The organism is Roseovarius sp., from assembly GCF_040219995.1.
Lineage (GTDB): Bacteria > Pseudomonadota > Alphaproteobacteria > Rhodobacterales > Rhodobacteraceae > Roseovarius.
Window position 1 is genome coordinate 17,777 of record NZ_JAVJUC010000008.1, and the last position, 18,608, is coordinate 36,384.

Here is an 18,608-nt window from a genome sequence, read left to right on the forward strand (position 1 = left end):
CGTGGATGTTCTGACGTTCAGTTCTACAACACAGTCAGACCGCACGGCGCCCACAATGGAAAGACGCCTTACGAAGCTCTCAGGGAAAAGCTATGATCAGCACACGCGATGTCCCACGGGTAACCGCATCTTACAGTTTCTTGTGGTTCATGATCATACCCTTGCGTTCGAGCAGAACGCCGATCCGGCGGCAGTCGAACTGACGCCGCTGGCCGGCAATCTCCTGCATCTCCCTGCGTATCTCAGGGCAGTCCGGCGGGCGTTCTCGCCGGACCGTCTTTAGATCAACACCGACAAGCCTACAGGCTCGATGCTGCGAGACTTCGTGATCCCGCAGCGCCCTGAGCGCTGCCTCCCGCCGCTTGCTCCATGTCGTCAGATCTTTCCCAGAAGATCCTTCAACACGACATTGTCGAGCATCGTATAGGCCAGCAGCCGATGACAATGGCAGCCTGCAATCTCGCGAGGCTGCCGAAACTATTGGCGACCTGACGAAAGGGGCAGCCCAGACCCGGGGTCCGCTGCCGCGAAGATCTGCATTCAAACCGTGACCGCAGGAGCAGCGTCCTTCCAACCCGACTTCTTCAGCAGCCTGTTAAAGCGAGGGATCTCGCGGGGGGGCAGGTCACGGGTTCTCGCGATAGTGATGAGGTCACGACGACCAGGGAAGCGACGCCGGCGATCAAAAGCCGGCACGAGACTTAAGTGCTGGTTTCGAACTCTGGCGCTAAAAGCCGATTGGGTCTTTCGTACCCAGGTAAGCCGGAGGTGGTGCGTACCTAATCCTCTCCTTAAGACTGACTGTTGGCCGAAGTTTCCGGTCGTTGGGACATGCCGTGGGCGCTACCCTGAATTTTTGTCGATCGTTCAGAGCGCGTAGACGATCGTCACGAGCGTGATCATGACAATCGAGAACATGGCGAATGCGCCCAGAGCGAGTGTTCGGCCCATGTCGCGATTTGGCTTTTCCACTTTCAGACGCAACTCCGCGGCGGTTTCCGGAAACTCGAGCGCCGCCACATTCGAACCCCGCATCAACTCGTATCGGGTGTTCCATCGGCGCACTTCCGCCGCGTTCCAGCCGTTCAGCACAAGGATAATTGCCGCAATCAAAACCATCGAGGACGGGACCCAGATTGTGTAGCCACCGATTGTCTCGTCAGCCAAGGCGCTAAGTCCGCTACTGTTCCTTGCCGTTTGGTAGGACGCATAGAGACCCACCTCTTTTAGCGTCGTGAGGGCGCCCAGAAAAATATTCGAAACGATTACTACAAAACCGGATATCAGCCGCGCCCCTCGCCGTGCACCATCAGGCGGATCCTTGGGGTTGAGCAGCATGCCGAAATACCAGATCCCTGCCAGCACCATCGACAGGTGCGCGAGCATCTCGATCGCCGGAACGCGCTGCGCCAGTCCGTAAAGGACAGGAACCTGCCAAACGTATAGCGCGGCAACAAGCAAGGCAGTGGCCATCGCGGGATGCGCCATGAACCGCACGATGCCACGATTGCCAAGCGCATTGAGGTGCCGTCGCCATTCTCTTGCCAGACCAGCTTGCAGTATGCGCCATGGTTGGGACACCGCGAAAAGCAGCGGTCCGGCAAGGCGGAGAAGAAGATGCTCCACTTGGTGCAGGGAGAAGAGACTGTGTCCCAACGGGGCCAGGGGCGCGTTCGTGGCGACGAGGAGGCAGGCAATGCCGGTGAAGAACTGAACCTGTCGCCAGACAGTAATCCTTCCGAGAATGCGAGAGGATCGCGCGAGGCCGCGCATGTAGACCCATGCGGCCAATCCGACGGAAACAAACGACACCGGTGAAATCGCATAGCCAAACGGATCGTAGTGGATGAGATACGTGATCATTGGCTCCTATCCTCTATCGTACTCGAGCTGTCCTCTGATTTGGGTGACAGTCGAGATGTTCCTGCGGCGCCACCGCGGGCCAAGGACAGATCCGTGCTCATCATTATGTATTCACCCTGCATCCACTTCGGAAAGAGGTTTTCGTAGAACTTTGAGAGAGGGTGCCCGGACTGACCGGCGGGCGTGATGAAATAGGAACCGCTTTCGTCCGAAAGCGACATGACCGCCTGAAAGTTGGTGCCCGCGTTGGAGACAAATGGCCGAGCATCGTCCGATGCAAATACTGTCGACATCAGAGTAAAGGGATCGCCCGGCGTTGGTGCTTCGAGAGACAACAAGTCGCTCACCATCCCGCCCGGTCTGATCGGCGACCACTGCATGTTCAAAGTATGCGCCTCACCCCAGGACCAGTCGGAGGGATCGGATCCGTAGCGGTCGACCAGCCAGCCGAGGGCATCATCCAGAGCCGCTCGAACCTGATCTTCGCAGGTTTCCATGCGTGCGGAAGGGCGGATGTCGCACCAGACAGCGCTCCCGCCGCGACCGGAAAGGACCGCGTAAAGGAAATCTGGATTCGGTCTGGTCCAAAACGCGTTCGCCGCCGGAAATTCGTCCTGAAGAATGCGTCGTTGCAAAGCACTGACCCATGCCCAGAACACGAGCGGCTCCTGTGAATAGCGATCCATGTCGCCATTCCATTGCGCAAGCTTGTCCAGTATTTCGTTGCGAAGCCTTTCGGTGCGGGTCTCTTCGATGCCGCTTGCGGACCTCACGAACCAAAGCTCTTTTGCCATCAGAGGAAGAAGGGCGCGTGCGGCTGCGCTGACAGTGTCGCGTTGAACCGCAATCGCGCCCTCGACCGAGATTATCAGCTGTCGATCATCAAGCACAGCCAAACGGGCGTCTCGAAACGATGCAGGGCGCTCGACCTCCCGTTCGGGCCAGCGGGCCAAGGTTTCACGGTCGATCGCTAGAACCTCCATTCCGGCCGATAACATTTCGGAGGTTCCGCTAAGGGCGTTGTTCGCATCGGTGGACCTCGCGAGACGGTCAAGCATCATCAGATAATCGCCAGCACCCCTGCCTGTAGGAGCTTCTGGCTCTCTGACGGCTTTTTGGGGAGTTGATCGAAACGCCCATGCGACGCGCTCGTTGCGGCCGATGACAACGAACGGCACGCCCGGCAACGTGGCGCCAATCGCGGCCCCTGTCGGAAGCTGAAGATCCGCCAGGTACCATTCAGAGGGGAGCGACAAAGGGCCAACGATGTCCGCGGCGAGAATTGGTGCCCCTGTGGCCGTTCGGTCACCGGACAGCGCCCAAGCATTGAGGCTGACTTCGGGCGGGGTCGCAAACAACTCGGGTGTGGCGGGCCGATCTGACGGGACCCGCAAATCTGACGAGACTGACAATTCTTGCCGGCTCTTGGGTCGAAGATCGCTCAAAAATGCATGGGCTATTCTGAGGCTATCGACGGGTGTCCAGGCTGCGACCATTCTCTGATCCGCGATCAACAGATCGGGTGAGCCTCTGCCGCGCCCGCCTTCGGACACCAGACCAAGCCACGCGTTGACACCGGCGGCGTATGCTTCGAGCGCATCGGATGTCGAAGAGTCAATTTCGCTCGTCGGCTCCAGTGGCAACAGGTCTTTCGTTGCACGCCTTGCCCTCAACAACTGACCGAGCCTGTCTTGCGCGTGAACGAAGCCGATGGCGAAATAGACATCCTCGGCGGACCCCGCCGTGATGTGCGGTAAGGCTGAAGAATCCCGCAGGATATCGACCGGGCTATCTATGCCTGCAACGCTGAAGTCCTCGTCATAGTCGGGAACGGAGGCACGCAGCAGAAAGTAGACGGTACCGGAAACGGCCAATCCCGCTGCGCAGGCCGCCAGGAAAGTGTAAAGCAATATGTTGAACAGTCGTTTCAATTCGTTGCCGATGCTGAAGCATTTTCAGGAGAGGATGCGCAAGAGGATCACCGATGCGAAAAAGGCGAGGAGGCCGAAGGCAATACCGAAGCTTGTTGCGTATTGAAGTATATCCAGGCGGTTCCCTTTCCGCCGTTGCGCCAGATAGCCACCCCAGAGCGCCCCTCCGACAAAGCCTGCGAGCACCAGCATCACGATCCCTCCGATCTTGAATTTTCTGAATTGAAACGTCGTCTGGCCAATCCGACGGAAAAGGCCAGGGCCCAGACCGCACAGATGAGCGCCAGCGATGTCCAATCACCGAAACGTGCGTAAGTTGTGGGCGCAAGCGCTGTCGGCAGGCTGGCATCTATGACTCCAGTTTGTCCGGTCTCGAGGCGCGCGATGATCTCTCCCTTGGCGTCGATGATCGCGGAAATCCCGGTGTTGGCCGCCCGGACTACAGGAAGCCCTTCTTCGACCGCGCGCATGCGCGCGGAGGCGAGGTGCTGCTCGGGTCCGATGCTGGTGCCGAACCAGGCATCATTTGTGGCGTTGAATATCCAGTCGGGGCGGAAAAGATCATCGACCACGTGGCCCGAAAAGATTATCTCGTAGCAGATCGCGACCGCGACCAGCGGCGCACCCGGGAGCGCGAGCGTGCGTGGTCCCGGTCCGGGCGTGAAATCGCCCAATCCCTCGGTCAGCCGTGCGAAAGGCAGCCAGCCCCGGAAGGGAACGTATTCCCCGAACGGCACGAGATGATGCTTTGCATATCCGGTCAGTATTTCCCCGCTGCTGTCATAGGCCTGGACCGTATTGAAATAGCGGGTACCCGCATCGCTCTCCACTCGATCGGGCACTCCCGTCAGAAGCAGCGTACCTTCGGGCAGAGAACCGGTGATCCGGGTACGGGCTGCCGCGTCCTCGTCGAGAAAACCGGGAACGGCCGTCTCCGGCCAAAGCAGAAGATCGACGTTGCCGGGACGAGATGAAAGGTCGAGGTAGAGCTCAAGGGTCGCGTCCCGGTTTCCGGGCACCCATTTCTCCCGTTGCGGCACGTTGCCTTGCACGATGCGCAGGTCGACGCGAGGCAAGGGCGCCTCTGATCCAAGGCGGAACGTACCGGCACCCCAGAGTCCTATGATGGCCATCGCGCACAACACCAGAACGGCTGACCGTTGACGTGGCACGGCGGAATACGCAGCTCCCGGCATGACGCCGACAAGGACGGTGAGAAAGCTCAACCCGTAGCTTCCGACCCAGGCTGCCGGCTGTCGCAGCGCGGCGTGATCGACCAGAGCATAAGCGGCCAGGTTCCACGGAAAACCTGTCAGGACATGACCTCGCAACCATTCCGTCGCCACCCAGCAGGTTGCGAGAAGCAGACTTGCGGCAATGCTCCCGAGGGGGCTGCGCTGCGCGATGACGGCATAGAGCGCCGCAGCCATTGCCGGGAAAATGGCTAGGCCCGCTGACAACCCCGCGACGGCCGGGATCGCCAGCGCGGCGAAACGTTCGGCATCGACGTAAAAACTCTCGGCAATCCAAGAGATTCCGAACCCGAACTGGCCAATTCCGAAGACCCAGCCGATAAAGAAAGCGTGCGCTGTGGAAACCTGTCGGAGTATGAGAAAGAGCGCCGAGAAGGCAACCGGAACGGCGATGAGCCATGAGAACGGCGGAAGGGCTAAAACCGTCAAACCGCCCGCCACAAAACTAATTCCGGAACGCAGAGGAATGTAATGGCCCCAGACAGACATGTGCGCCAAACCCGTCATCATGTGCCATTCTGAAACTTGGCGCTCAACCAAGGAGCTATGAGCAGTAGGCCCACCCCGCCGACCACGAAAACATCCGCCATGTTGAAGGCGGGCCAATGCGTGGATCCGGCGTAGAAATCGAGGAAGTCCGTCACACCCCGAAACAGGATGCGGTCGAGGACGTTGCCGAGCGCGCCACCGATAATCGCACCATAGGCGATAGCCTCAACCGGGCTGGCAGTGCGCACCAACATGACCGTCAACCAGCCACAGACAGCGAGGGCCAACACTGTAAGGCTCCACCATGGCGCTCCACCAAGTAGTCCGAATGTCACGCCATCGTTGCGCAAGTAGATGAGATTGAAACCGGGAAAGACCGGAATTCCGGCGCTCAAATCTGCCGCATTGGCGACGACAATTGCTTTTGTCACCTGATCGACAAGAAAAGCAGTTCCAGCCGCAATGAAACCTTGGAAATGGGACTGTTTCATCTCATCCTCCCAGCCATACATCGAGGAACAACATGATCACGAGGCCGACCGCGAGACCGAGTGTCGCCCTGTTTTGATGGCCGGAACGGTGGGTTTCGGGAATGATTTCGTGGCTGATGACGTAGAGCATCGCCCCGGCGGCGAAGGCGAGGCCCCATGGCAACAGCGGCTGCGAGATGCTGATGATCCCAGCCCCAAGAAGCCCGCCTACCGGCTCGACAAGACCTGTCAGTGCGGCAATCCCCCACGCACGGCTCCTGGAATATCCCTCACCAAGCAATGAAACCCCTACGGCGAGACCCTCGGGAGCGTTTTGCAGTCCGATACCGATCGCAAGTGGCAACCCGCCCGAGAATCCATCAGCCCCGAACCCGACACCAACGGCAAGCCCTTCGGGGAAATTGTGGATCGTGATCGCGATGATGAAGAGCCAGACGCGACGCAGAGAGTCTGCATCAGGGCCCTCGCGTCCGGACTTGAAATGCTCGTGCGGTAGCTTTTCGTTCATCAAAGCAACCGCGCCCATACCGAGCAGGATCGCAAGGCAAACAATGGCTGCGGGGGCGGCAGCATTCTCGAACTGCCCTTCGGCCGCGTCGAGGGCCGGGATTATCAGCGAGAAGAACGAGGCCGCGAGCATCACACCAGCCGCGAAGCCGAGCAAGAGATCGCGTGTGGACCGGGACGGGATGCGCCCGAAAAGAACGGGGATCGCCCCGACCGCGGTCAGCGATCCGGCTGCCAGGCTTCCAAGAAAGCCAAGCGCTATTGGAGAGAGGGGTTCCAATTGCTAAAGTCTTGCTGCGAGTTCAGTCAGGAACCGGGGTAGCTGGTGTAGACCTCGGTCGATCCATCGCCGCGGATCAGGAAGACGTCATAAGCCTCACGATCATCCTCCGGTCCCATGCCCGGCGAGCCATAGGGCATTCCCGGCACCGCCAGCCCCACGGCATCTGGACGCTCATCCAACAAACGCTGAATGTCTGATGCCGGTACATGACCTTCGATCACGTAGCCGTCGACCAAAGCCGAATGGCAGGAGACCATGCGCTGAGGCACGCCATTGTCGAGTTTGAAGCGCACAAGAGATCCCCCGAACATGTCCTCGCCTGTCGGCGCGAATCCGCTTTCCTTGAGGTGCTTCATCCAGGACAGACAACAGCCGCAGCCGTTTGTCTTCCGGACGTCAATCTGGATCGCATCGGCGACAGCTTGCGCCGCGGGAAACAAGGCCAGCGTGACTGCAAGGGCGGGAGCCAGTCGTTTCATGGATTAAAGCCTTTCGGTTGTCGTTTGCGCAAAATCACTGGCGAGCCTCTCAGCCAGAAGCGAGCGTGCCTCAGTCAGTCGCTTAATCGCGACCGTGTCGTCCGCTTCACGCTCAGCCGCCTCTGCCAATCGGTCGTCCGAGAGGGGATCGGTCGGGCGACCATTCACCAGAACTTCATAATGCAGATTTGGGCCGGTCGCGGTGCCGGTTGCACCGACGCGACCGATCATGTCTCCGGCCATCACGCGCTGCCCTTGTTCGAGTGTGTCCGGCACCTCGCTGAGATGTGCGTATCGTGTCAGGGTGTCGGACCCATGCGCTATCTCCACCACCCGGCCATATCCACCACGACGTCCGATGAAGCTCACGCGTCCTGGCGCCGTCGCTTTCACCGGCGTACCGCGGGCCGCAGCAAAGTCGACGCCGGTGTGCATGCGCACATTCCCATAGACCGGGTGTGTGCGACGGCCAAAGACGGAACTCAGCCGCGCTCCTTCCACCGGTTGGGCAAAGACACGCAGGACCTCTCCATCAACATAGATCGTCGCTTTACCGCTGCCATCATCCGGCCAGACGATCTCGTAGACCGTTTCACCAAGATTCAGTGCGGCAAAGGCAAGTTCGGGCTGACCGATCCTCTCGTTTCCGTCGCGCGCTTCGCGCCAAAGAAGACGCATCGTCTCGCCACCGGAAAGTTCGCGTCGAAAATCCACTGTGCCGCCCAGCATCTGCGCCATGTCGACCGCAAAGCGAGCAGGGATGCCCGCCTTGTCCAAAGCCGCGAAGACAGAGCTTTCGATCACTGCCTCGCCCGCGAACGTCACCATTTCAGGGTCTGGCTCCAACACGCGTGTGACAAGTTCTTGACCAAAGACCGTTTCAATCCGCACCCCATCGTCAACTGACAGTTGCACGCGGCTCGGATTTCCGTCCACCTTTGAGATCACAGTGATCTCATGGCCCGGGCGCAATCGGCGCAAGTCATATTCTGCACCAAGCGCGAGCGCGATTTCGGCACGCACAGGCGCAGCGATACCCGCGTTCGCCAGGAGCGCATCCAGCGTCTCGCCCGCCGCGATCTCACGCGACCAGGTGATCAAAGGCGGTTCAATCTCGGGCAAGGCGGTTTCAGTGAAGGCAGGCTGCACGAGAGGGGTAGGTCGAATTGAGCGTGCCACGTCGATCTGTATTGCTGTGGGCAGCGACACAACACTGTCGGCAAGTCGTGGTGCCGAGAGCGGATCGGGGGTCCAAAGCGTCGCTTTCGCAATCGCCAGGGGCACCGGCTCTTTGGACAGCATCCCAGAGATCGCGATGGCAGTAACCGAACATATGCCTGCGATGGCCACGGTCGCCAAAACAATTCTAATCTTCATGTTGCCCCCTCTACGTCTTCTGTCAGTGCACGCCGGATCTTCGGCACTGCGAATTCTCTTGGCTCGTGATAGTCGATCATGGTGACGAGCTCACCCTCGACATCGAACAGGAATACGCTTGCCGTATGGTTCATCGTATAGCCGCCGCCCTCAGTCGGGACGCGCTCATACGAGGCACGAAATCCTTCTGCAGCGCGGGCAACCTGGTTTGCCGGCCCAGTCCAGCCGCGAATAGCCGGATGAAAATAGCCGACATATTCGGCCATGGCCTCGACCGTGTCCCGCTCCGGATCGACTGTGATGAAGACCACGTTCATCCGCGCTGCGTCGTCCCCGAGATCTTCAAGCCAACCTGAGATATCCGATAACGTCGTGGGGCAGACATCCGGGCAGTAGGTGAACCCGAAAAACACCATGGTCGGGCGTCCGATCAGGGTTTCCGGGCCCACTTCATTGCCTTCGTGATCGGTCAGTCGGAAATCCATCGCCGACAGGGGGAGTGGCCTTTGGCCGACAGGTTTCGGAGCACCAGGACCGTCCACACGCCACCAGCCGACGCCAAGCATCAGAGCGAGTGCGCCTGCACCGGCTGCACCGTATTGGACCACATGCCGACGCTGCATCAGCTCTCCGGCCCGCGTGCGGCGATCCCAAGAATTGGGACCTCGACAGTCAGTTCGCCACCGCCCGAAAACGTCAGGGTCAACGGGAAGGTCTCGCCTTCGATCATCGGGTTTTGCAGCTTCATGAGCATGGCGTGCAATCCGCCCGGCTTCAACGCAACGCTTTGGCCCGGTTCAATCGTGATCTCGCCAGCAGGCGCCATTGAACTGACGCCTTCGGCGTTGGTTTTCGTCTCATGGATCTCGGGCATCATGGCCAGTGGTGTTGTAAGTCCGGTCAGCGTGACCGTGTCTTCACCAATGTTGCGCACAGTCATATAGGCGGCACCAGGGCGGTTGACGCCGATTGAAGCACGGGACCACGCGTTTTCGACGACCACATCCTCCGAACCGGCAAATACCGGAGTCGACATGCCCGAGAGCAGTAAGAGAAGGGTCAAGCCCTTGATATAGGGTAGTTTTTTCATGATGAATTCTCCTGTATCTGGCCGAGCGTCAACTTTGGCTGGCCGCAACTTCCGCCGCCACTAGTCGCCGCAGTTCGGCCTCACCGAACGGGTCTAATGGTTTGGCGTTGACGAAGAACGTGGGCGTTTGTCGCACGCCTACCGCTTCGACATCAGCGCGGTCCTGATTGAGCACGGCCACGACACCGGGGGCCAGCATCTGTGTCCGGGCAGCTTCGACATCCAGACCACCGCTTGCGGCAATCTCAAGGATCAAACCCGGTGCCGGAGTGCCGTGGGACGCCCATCGCGGCTGCTCGCGCAGGACCGCTTCCAGCACGGGTTCGAACACATCCTGCATCCGCGCAGCTTCGAGAACACGGATCGCTTCTACCGACGCGTCCCCGTGAAACGCGGTGTATCGAATGACGACACGGACCGCATCACCGTGCTCAGCCATGATCTCTTTGACCACGGGATAGAAGGCGCGGCAGGCCTCGCAAGCTGGATCGAAAAACTCGACAATCGTGACAGGTGCCGTTTCGGGGCCGAGGATCGGGGAATAAGGCCGGATCAGCACATCGTTCACTTCCGGCGCGACAGGGACTGCCTCTGCCATGGGTTGGGGGCGGGTGGCATACCAGGCCGCGCCGCCAAAACCTGCGGCACCAACAGCCAGAACGGATAGAATGAGGCCGCGTCGATTCATGTTTGTTTTTCCTTCAGTGAAAGGGCTGACAGCATCCCGATCATCGTGAAGGCGACAAGCGCCATCAGCGGAATCGGAATGCCGAAGATCACCTGGTTGTCGTCGGTACAAGAGGGGCCGGTCGCCGTGCAGGGCTGGATCGCCTCGGGGATCACCCCGACATAGAGGCCGATGTGATACAACGCCACTGCCGCCCCCCCAAGCGCCAGCGCAACGCCATAGCGCCCCACGCGGGGATCCTGCCACCACAGCCCGAGCCCAAGAACGATAGCCAGGGGGAACATGAAGGCGCGCTGGAACCAGCAAAGAACGCAAGGCGTTTGACCAAGAACCTCGCCAATGAAGAGCACGGCAAGCGATGCGATAAGCGCAACGCCCCACGCCAGGCCAAGTGCCGTTTCTCCATAAAGTCGGGTCATAACGATCAGATCCTCTCTCTCAGATCGGCGAGGATCTCTTCGGCGGGCGTGCCATAGGGCCAAGAGTCCGCGAAGCCTGCCTGCGTGTCGAAAAGGAAAAGGTGCGACGTGTGACCCATCGTGTATCCACCCGGCGCAGTGGCCTCCTCGATCCGCTCAAAGAAAATCGGGAAGGTCTCGGATGTTGCGGCGATCTGCTCCGGCGTGCCGGTCAGCCCGATGATCCCTGCGTCGAACAGGGGCACATACTCGGCAAGTGCCATCGGCGTATCCCGCTCCGGATCAATCGTTATGAAAATCGGCTGGACCTTTGCCGCCTCGTCGCCCAAGCCCTCCATCACGGCCGCGACTTCGGACAGTGTTGTCGGACATACGTCGGGGCAATTGGTGAAGCCGAAGAAGACCAACATCCAGCGACCTTTGAAATCTTCCTCCGTTTGGACCATGCCGCGATGATCGGTCATTTCGAAATCAGCGAAAAACGGTGGTTCATCCTCGGCTCGGGCAAGGTCGGCACGGTAGTCGGACCATAGCAACAGCCAGATGAAAGCGAACGCTGCCACGCTCGCAAACACCCACAATACCTTTTGAAGACCTGAAAGCCTCACGCCGCTCCGCCCGAAATTGATTCTATGATTTGTGTGTGGTTACATCCTCTAGCTACTGTAGGTTCAAGCATGATTCTGCATCTGCGACAGCGCGTCACGCACCTGTGAAGTCAATGTTCACTATTCAGCGCTTCAAAAGCTGCCAACACTCAGTTTTTCCCTATTTCGTCCGACTCTAAGGGTCGCCATCAAGGGAAGATCCGAGCAGATTCCACTGAGTCAGATGCTTGAGGGTCAGATGCTTGAGGAAAACGGTCCCGCAGACATTAAGCTGCCAATCAGATGCACTGCAAGCATGGGTCATTTTCAAAGTTATCAGTTCTAAATAATACTTGAACCTACAGCTACTGTAGGAGCTAGAAACGTTGCGAATCATTGATGGGGTCCTGCTCAAGGCATGCAAGCACGAAATACTTCAACCCGCTTGGTTTTCCGCCCGCTTTCACCCCATTTGCGATCCACCGAAGCGCAATGGGATAGTCGAAGATCATGCTGAATTCAGCCGATGCGGGAACTTTGTCCGGCTAGGATGCAGAAGCGCTACTCAGAGAGATAGAAAAATGACGCCTGAAATCGGACAATTCGCACTGATCTTGGCGCTTGCTGTCGCGATGGTCCAAAGCATCCTGCCGATTGCCGGGGCTAGCACTGGGCGCGTTCTTTGGATGGAAAGCGCCAAAACGACTGCCGCGCTTCAGGTGACGCTGGTTGCCATAGCGTTCGGCGCACTCATGCGATCTTTTGTTGTCAGTGACTTCACAATCCGCAACGTAGTGGAGAATTCCCACTCGCTGAAGCCGATGATCTTCAAGGTTGCGGGCACCTGGGGCAGCCACGAAGGGTCTCTACTTCTCTGGACCCTTATTCTCGTTATTTTCGGGGCTGGGGTCGCGCTGCTGGGCAGAAACATTCCGGCGGGTCTCAAGGCACGAACGTTGTCCGTTCAAGCCTGGATCAGCGTCGGCTTCCTGAGCTTCATGCTCTTCACGTCCAATCCGTTCGATCGGGTTTTCCCGCCGCCCCTAGATGGCACGGATCTCAACCCGCTTCTGCAGGACATCGGGTTGGCGATGCATCCCCCACTCTTATATTTTGGGTACGTCGGCTTCTCTATCGTATTCTCCTTCGCAGTCGCGGCTCTGATAGAGGGGCGAGTGGATCCTGCGTGGGCACGTTGGGTGCGGCCCTGGACATTGACGGCCTGGATCAGCCTCACTGCAGGGATAGCCCTCGTCTCTTGGTGGGCTTATTACGAACTTGGCTGGGGCGGCTGGTGGTTTTGGGATCCAGTTGAAAACGCATCCTTCATGCCATGGCTTCTGGGCACTGCACTTCTGCACTCGGCTATTGTTACGGAAAAGCGGGATACGTTCAAAAGTTGGACTATTCTTCTGGCGATCCTGACCTTTTCACTGTCACTTCTGGGGACATTTATCGTCCGGTCTGGCATTTTGACATCTGTTCACGCGTTTGCGGTTGACCCTGCGCGCGGCGTGTACATTCTCGGCCTTCTTGGTGTGACAATTGTGGGATCTCTGACGCTCTACGCATGGCGCGCGCCTCAGCTTGGATCGGGTGGCGTCTTTCGGCCAATCAGCCGCGAGGCTGGGCTTTTGCTCAACAACCTTCTGCTTGCGACCGCAACAGCGACGGTTCTTTTTGGAACACTCTATCCATTGTTTGTAGAAGCGGTGACTGAAGAAAAAATATCAGTTGGTCCACCATATTTCAACGCGACGTTTATTCCCTTCATGCTGCCCCTCGTCATCATCATGGGAGTTGGCCCGTTCCTTTCCTGGAAACGCGCTGATCTGCCCGGAATCTGGCAGCGGCTGCGTTGGGTTTTTGGTGTCGCGATTGGTGTTGCAGGGATCGTTTGGTACTTTCAAACAGACGGGCCACTGCTTGCTGTGGTCTCAATAGGGATTGCCGCCTGGGTTTTTGTTGCGACGTTGCGCGAATGGGCAATGCGCATCAAGCTCTTTGATCTACCGCTTTCTCAGTCTCTGCGTCGCGCGCGCAACCTGCCGCGCGCTGCGCACGGTATGACCCTCGCGCATCTTGGCGTTGCAATGCTTGTGCTTGGGTTCGTAGGTTCAACTGCCTGGAAGGAAGAACGTGTGCTATTCGCAAGACCGGGGACGACCGTGGAAATTGCCGGTTTTGAGGTGATATTCGACGGCGTCGAACAGTTGCGTGGTCCAAACTACATCGCACAACAAGGCCAGCTTCGCGTCTTGAAAGATGGGAGTGAGATTGCGACGCTGCATCCGGAGCGCAGAAGTTATCCGGTCGCGGGCACTTCCACGACCGAATCTGCAATCCGATCAACCCTCGTCGGAGATCTCTACGTCACCATCAGTGAGCCCGCGGCCGATACGGCGTCGGGCGAATGGAATTTGCGCATTCTCTACGAGCCACTGGTTAACTGGATATGGATCGGAGCCACGATGCTGGTGCTTGGCGGGTCCCTTTCGCTATCGGATCGCAGGTTGCGGGTGGGAGCGCCGTCGCCAAAGAGCCAGTCGTCTGCGCTTCAGCCGGCGGAATGATATGATGAAGAAAATCCTTCTCGCGATCCCTGCGCTGGTCGCAGTAGTCTTGGGTGGTTTTTTGTTCTGGGGACTCAACCCTGACCGAGATCCTAATGCAATTCCTTCTGCTTTAATCTCCGATCCAGTACCGAATTTTGAACTGCCACCAGTAGATGGCACGAAGACACCCGGCCTGTCAGCCGCAGCCCTTCGCAGCATTGGCGAGCCGTTTTTGGTCAATGTATTCGCTTCATGGTGCGTGCCATGCCGTGCTGAGCATGCGGTGCTCACCCGATTTGTCGAACAGGACGGTATCCGGCTGATGGGGATCAACTACATGGACAAACCAGCAGATGCAGCCAATTGGCTGGATGAGCTTGGCAACCCCTATGAAAGGATCGGATCAGACAGCGAAGGCCGCGTCGGGATTGAGTGGGGTATCTCCGGCGTGCCGGAGACTTTTGTGATCGATGGAATGGGGATCGTTGTCTATCGCTATGTTGGTCCCATCGTGACGCCAGAGGCACAGGCTGAAATTCGTGCTGCGTTGGCCGCAGCAGGTGGTCAATCATGAAAGGTTGGCTCGGTTCACTGGTGCTGGTGCTAGCGCTTTCCGCGACATCATCTGTGTGGGCGGTTGAACCCGATGAGCTGTTGGATGATCCGGTGCTGGAGATGCGCGCCCGGGAGCTTTCAAAGCAGCTGCGTTGCGTTGTCTGTCAAAATCAAGATATCGACAGCTCAAATGCAGGTGTTGCCAGAACAATGCGCACGTTGCTGCGCGAACGCCTGATTGCAGGTGATACAGATGGCGAGATCATCGCATTTTTCGTTGGTCGCTATGGTGATTTCGTCCTGTTCCGACCAAGGCTCAAACCCGCTACGTATCTGTTGTGGTTCGGACCTGCTGTTCTTTTTGCCGTTGGGATTGGGGTTGTTCTACTCACAATCCGGCGTGGAAGCATCGCGGTTCTTGATGGCACAGCTGATCCCCTGAGCGCTGATGAAGAACGTGAGTTCGAGGCCATTTTGCGTGAAGATAAAGGACAGAGAAATCCATGATTTGGTTCGTGTTTGGCGCGATGGCATCGATTACTGCGCTCCTGTTCTTGTCCGGTCTTTATCGAAAAGGTGAAGTCCTGAACAGAAAGGATGGGGCGTTGGCCATCCTCAAGGATCAGCTTTCCGAAATTGATGCTGATCAAGAGCGGAATCTGATATCCGGTACCGAGGCCGCCGCGGCCAAGGTAGAAATCAAACGGCGCATACTGACCGCCGGTCGGCTTGAGGCACGCAGGTCGTCGGGCGCAAGCGGGCGAAGCGCCATCCTCGCATCGGCCATTGCCGTGCCTTTGGTGACCTTCGTTCTGTATTCTCAAATCGGTTCACCGGACATAAAAAGCCAGCCTCTGGCGTCTCGCGGAGCGGAAACCCAGGAAGCCGCAAACCTCGCGGAGCTGACCCAGAAATTAAAAGCCCGTCTTGAAGCAGACGAGTCGGGTGGTCCAAGCGAAGGTTGGCGTCTGCTCGGTCGGACTTACATGCGCATGGGTCGCTACGACGCTGCTGTCGATGCATTCGAACACGTCGCTGTTCGCGATGATGCAGGTATCGCTACTCTATTACAATTTGCCGAGGCCTTGATCGCAGCCGAGAATGGGGTCGTGACGCCGCACGCGGAGCGAGTGATCGAACAGGCTTTTGAGATGGACTCAAATGATCCGGGGGCAATTTTCTTCAGGGCCCAAGCCCTCGAACAGAATGGGGTTCCAGATGAAGCTCGGGCGCTTTTGATCGATCGTCTCAAGAGAGCGGATCGCGCCTATCCGTGGATGGAGGTTTTCGTCTCTTTCGCCAACCGGTTGGGAGAACAGGTCGAGAAATATCCTGTAAATCTCGCTGACTTTCTGCCAGAACCGCAGGATGTGCGTGGTCCCAGTGCGGCCGACATCGAGGCGGCCCAGGATATGTCAGTCGAGGAGCGCAGGGCTTTTGTCCGCTCCATGGTTGACCGCTTGGCGGCGCGATTGTTGGATGACCCAGACAATCTTGAAGGATGGCTTCGGCTTGCGGAGGCGTACAGTGTATTGGGCAACATTGATGCTGCTCAGAACGCTGCCAACAAAGCGCGCAACTTGGCAGAAAGCCTTCCGGAAACCGATCCTACGCGTGCCGCTATCACGGCCCGATTGGATCAGATCAAAAAATAGATTTGGGCCACGAGGTCACCGATACAAGAGCACTTTCTCCTCTCCTAAAACCAAACCGTTGCAATTTCTGCCTCTCTTGAGCAATGCAACGGCGCCGTTTCATCGTTTTGGGACAGCGCTGAGATTAGCAGTCGACAGCGCTTCGAGAACGGCATCCACGGATAGCAATTCGGATAAAATGATACCTTCAGGCGCATCTGGACCGTAAACGATGTTGAACGGAATTGCGTATCGGCCGTGCGCCTCGAGATAGGATTGGACTGTCGCGTCCGGTCGCGTCCAATCCGCGCGCATCGCAATCACGCCTTCCCCGCCAAGTGCTCCAAAAACTGGTTCACGATCCAGGACCAGCGTCTTGTTTGCTTTGCAAGTAATGCACCAATCCGCAGTAACGTCCACGAATACAGTTTTGCCCTGCGACACTTCACGCGCGATCCGGGACCGATCGAACTCGACCCAGTAAGAAGCACTTGAGTTTGTTGCGTCAGCGGGCCTATTAGGCAGCAGTGCAGGGGCCGCCAATGTCATGCCTAAAATTGCGGTCATCCCCCACAGCAAACCTCTACGAGGCTGGACCTGATAGGCTCTTGCAGTCGGTACGATAAGCCCAAGGCCCAACAGCACCAAGCCTGTGAGGGTTGGCGACGTTACACCAATCAAGACCCAGCATAGCCATACAACGGTTCCGGCAAGCAACAATCCGAGAACAATCTTTAAGCTCATCATCCAGGGTCCCGGTTTGGGCAGTCGGGAGAGGAAACCAGGCCAAACGGCGGTCAGAATATATGGCAGTGCAAGCCCAATCCCCATCGCCGTGAAAACCGCAAGTATATCTCCTGCCGTGCCGGAAAGGGCGAAGGCAATGGCTGTTCCCAGCAAAGGGGCGGAACAAGGCGTTGCAAGTACCGCAGTCAGTGCGCCGGTGGAGAAGTCTTCGACATACCCCCGCCCAAAGCGGCCAGATAGCCTAGCCATCCAGCTACTTGGCAAGGACACTTCAAAAATTCCGAACAAGTTTGCTGAGAAGAGTCCGACAACGAGGATGAGTGCGATCAGAAAATATGCATTCTGAAATTGCATACCCCATCCAACGGCATATCCGAGCGTCTGAAGCGTTATGATCGAAAAGGCCAGCACCCACATGAAAGCAACAGTTCCGCCAGCCGTGGCGAGAAATCCGGCGCGCAATTGTGAGACGGAGCGATCCTCATTTCGGAGCGCCGATGCGAATTTAATCGATAGAACCGGCAAGACGCACGGCATTATGTTCAGGATCAAACCTCCCAGGAAAGACAGCAGTATAATAAGGAAGAACTTAACGTTATCCTGACTGGTTTCGGATACGTAGGGTGGAGAAGGCGCCAAGTCGGTGGTGTTCACATCATCGAATGTCACCGCGACGTCCTCGTCTACGACGGTAATTCGAAGGGAGGATTGTTCCTCGCTCAACGCAAGAATTGGGAAGCTTGCCCAAAGACCTGTTCGATCATCTGTGAGTCGGATATCGGGCGCGCCGAATACAGTGCCTGCACCAAATTCTGGAAAAACATCGGGATTGTTCCAGCCAGAAGGCCGCGTCATCTGAATAACCAAAGCTTGACCCTGCTTCAGCGCTGCGCCCGAGATCGCTATTGCACTTTCTGTTCCTGCGACAGGTACGCGAGCGGCCCATATCGCGATTTCGGTCGCGGCTTTAGCGTCGACGCCGGATCCCAATGGAACAGGGAGAGTCAGTTCAAACCTTTCCGGAACGCACACATTGGAGCAGATCAGCAGATTGACGATTGCCTTCAGCTCGGCTGACCTATCAGAGTTCACAAGCTGCAGTTGCAACGGAAATGTCACTTGCTTGGCGTAGCCGAAGTTTTCAATTCCGAAGGCTCGGAACCGCGTGGGTGCAGGCCAAAGGATTTCGACGTCTTCCAGGTTTGTGGACTCCTCCCAATCGATCTCCGGCGGCAGGCCAACCTCGCCCGGCGACCGCCAGTACGCTTTCCATCCTTCCTCCAGTTCAATCTTCAAACCCGCCGAAAGGAACCGCGACCCTGGGGCGATTCCCGCTTCCGCGACGATCAAGCGCGCAGTCAGTGCTTCGGAACGATATGCATTGGATTCCAAGGCGCGAACAGGGCTTGCCACTAAAACAAGAAAGAGTGCGAGACTGACAAGCAATCCTGACAAGGCTATACGCATATTCTGACCTCTTTTTTCTTCGCGCTCGGTCTCGGGAAGTTCCTGTAACGTGCTATTTCCTAATGCCTTTTGACGCCGTCAACCCCTTGTGCAGTGAGCCCATCCAAGAGTCCGAGTAACTGGGCAACAGCGCTGTTCGTTTGAACCTCCTGTACAACAGCCGTTCTTTTGAGAACAAATTTGATCCGCTCTC

18 protein-coding genes and 1 pseudogene are annotated in these 18,608 nt (G+C 57.7%); 4 read left to right on the forward strand and 15 right to left on the reverse strand.

The genetic code is table 11. The features are described 5' to 3' along the window. Positions 1-133 precede the first annotated feature (133 nt). The 14 genes and pseudogenes from RID11_RS01270 to RID11_RS01335 all read right to left on the reverse strand — a co-directional run. Positions 134-438 (reverse strand): annotated as a pseudogene (locus RID11_RS01270) (IS3 family transposase); the annotation flags it as partial. 429 nt (positions 439-867) lie between these two features. Beyond that, positions 868-1,863: a cytochrome c oxidase assembly protein gene (locus tag RID11_RS01275; protein WP_350135265.1), complete on the reverse strand. Its 996-nt coding sequence runs from the start codon at positions 1,861-1,863 to the stop codon at positions 868-870. Next, positions 1,860-3,794 carry a penicillin acylase family protein gene (locus RID11_RS01280; protein WP_350135267.1) on the reverse strand — a complete coding sequence of 645 codons (1,935 nt, stop codon included), beginning with the start codon at positions 3,792-3,794 and terminating at the stop codon, positions 1,860-1,862. The genes RID11_RS01275 and RID11_RS01280 overlap by 4 nt, the downstream gene beginning before the upstream one ends. Before the next feature lie 24 nt (positions 3,795-3,818). Then, complete coding sequence (locus tag RID11_RS01285; RefSeq protein ID WP_350135269.1) at positions 3,819-3,986, reverse strand: hypothetical protein; 168 nt, start codon at positions 3,984-3,986, stop codon at positions 3,819-3,821. Beyond that, on the reverse strand, positions 3,986-5,557 hold the full coding sequence (gene lnt / locus RID11_RS01290; RefSeq protein WP_350135271.1) for an apolipoprotein N-acyltransferase: 1,572 nt from the start codon (positions 5,555-5,557) through the stop codon (positions 3,986-3,988). The genes RID11_RS01285 and lnt overlap by 1 nt, the downstream gene beginning before the upstream one ends. Beyond that, complete coding sequence (gene lspA / locus RID11_RS01295) at positions 5,554-6,048, reverse strand: signal peptidase II (RefSeq protein ID WP_502949329.1); 495 nt, start codon at positions 6,046-6,048, stop codon at positions 5,554-5,556. Before lspA ends, lnt begins: the two co-directional genes overlap by 4 nt. Next, positions 6,029-6,814, reverse strand: a complete 786-nt coding sequence (locus RID11_RS01300) for a ZIP family metal transporter (protein WP_350135275.1) — start codon at positions 6,812-6,814, stop codon at positions 6,029-6,031. Before RID11_RS01300 ends, lspA begins: the two co-directional genes overlap by 20 nt. A gap of 26 nt (positions 6,815-6,840) precedes the next feature. After that, positions 6,841-7,296 carry a DUF411 domain-containing protein gene (locus tag RID11_RS01305; protein ID WP_088652226.1) on the reverse strand — a complete coding sequence of 152 codons (456 nt, stop codon included), beginning with the start codon at positions 7,294-7,296 and terminating at the stop codon, positions 6,841-6,843. A 3-nt stretch (positions 7,297-7,299) separates the two neighbouring features. Next, positions 7,300-8,673: a peptidoglycan DD-metalloendopeptidase family protein gene (locus RID11_RS01310; protein ID WP_350135278.1), complete on the reverse strand. Its 1,374-nt coding sequence runs from the start codon at positions 8,671-8,673 to the stop codon at positions 7,300-7,302. After that, positions 8,670-9,296, reverse strand: a complete 627-nt coding sequence (locus tag RID11_RS01315) for an SCO family protein (protein ID WP_350135279.1) — start codon at positions 9,294-9,296, stop codon at positions 8,670-8,672. Before RID11_RS01315 ends, RID11_RS01310 begins: the two co-directional genes overlap by 4 nt. Beyond that, entirely contained in the window at positions 9,296-9,763 is a 468-nt protein-coding gene (locus RID11_RS01320; RefSeq protein WP_502949330.1) for a copper chaperone PCu(A)C, read from the reverse strand. Before RID11_RS01320 ends, RID11_RS01315 begins: the two co-directional genes overlap by 1 nt. Before the next feature lie 28 nt (positions 9,764-9,791). Next, complete coding sequence (locus RID11_RS01325) at positions 9,792-10,451, reverse strand: DsbA family protein (protein ID WP_350135280.1); 660 nt, start codon at positions 10,449-10,451, stop codon at positions 9,792-9,794. After that, positions 10,448-10,870 (reverse strand): disulfide bond formation protein B, encoded by a 423-nt coding sequence (locus tag RID11_RS01330; protein ID WP_350135282.1) that lies wholly within the window; start codon positions 10,868-10,870, stop codon positions 10,448-10,450. The genes RID11_RS01325 and RID11_RS01330 overlap by 4 nt, the downstream gene beginning before the upstream one ends. Positions 10,871-10,875: 5 nt before the next feature. Beyond that, positions 10,876-11,451, reverse strand: coding sequence for an SCO family protein (locus RID11_RS01335; protein ID WP_502949331.1), 576 nt, complete (start codon positions 11,449-11,451; stop codon positions 10,876-10,878). Positions 11,452-12,038: 587 nt separating this feature from the next. Here RID11_RS01335 and RID11_RS01340 point away from each other — a divergent pair. Genes RID11_RS01340 through ccmI form a run of 4 tightly spaced genes read left to right on the forward strand, consistent with a single transcriptional unit; the run spans position 12,039 to position 16,222 of the window. After that, positions 12,039-14,030: a heme lyase CcmF/NrfE family subunit gene (locus RID11_RS01340; RefSeq protein WP_350135286.1), complete on the forward strand. Its 1,992-nt coding sequence runs from the start codon at positions 12,039-12,041 to the stop codon at positions 14,028-14,030. Position 14,031: 1 nt separating this feature from the next. Continuing rightward, positions 14,032-14,586 (forward strand): DsbE family thiol:disulfide interchange protein, encoded by a 555-nt coding sequence (locus RID11_RS01345; RefSeq protein WP_425441566.1) that lies wholly within the window; start codon positions 14,032-14,034, stop codon positions 14,584-14,586. Then, entirely contained in the window at positions 14,583-15,074 is a 492-nt protein-coding gene (locus tag RID11_RS01350; protein ID WP_092838934.1) for a cytochrome c-type biogenesis protein, read from the forward strand. The genes RID11_RS01345 and RID11_RS01350 overlap by 4 nt, the downstream gene beginning before the upstream one ends. Further along, positions 15,071-16,222, forward strand: coding sequence for a c-type cytochrome biogenesis protein CcmI (gene ccmI, locus RID11_RS01355; protein ID WP_350135289.1), 1,152 nt, complete (start codon positions 15,071-15,073; stop codon positions 16,220-16,222). Before RID11_RS01350 ends, ccmI begins: the two co-directional genes overlap by 4 nt. A 99-nt stretch (positions 16,223-16,321) precedes the next feature. Here the strand turns inward: ccmI and RID11_RS01360 are convergent, their stop codons facing one another. Beyond that, a complete protein-coding gene (locus RID11_RS01360) occupies positions 16,322-18,415 on the reverse strand; it encodes a protein-disulfide reductase DsbD family protein (protein WP_350135291.1) in 2,094 nt (697 codons plus the stop codon). Between the last annotated feature and the right edge of the window lie 193 nt (positions 18,416-18,608).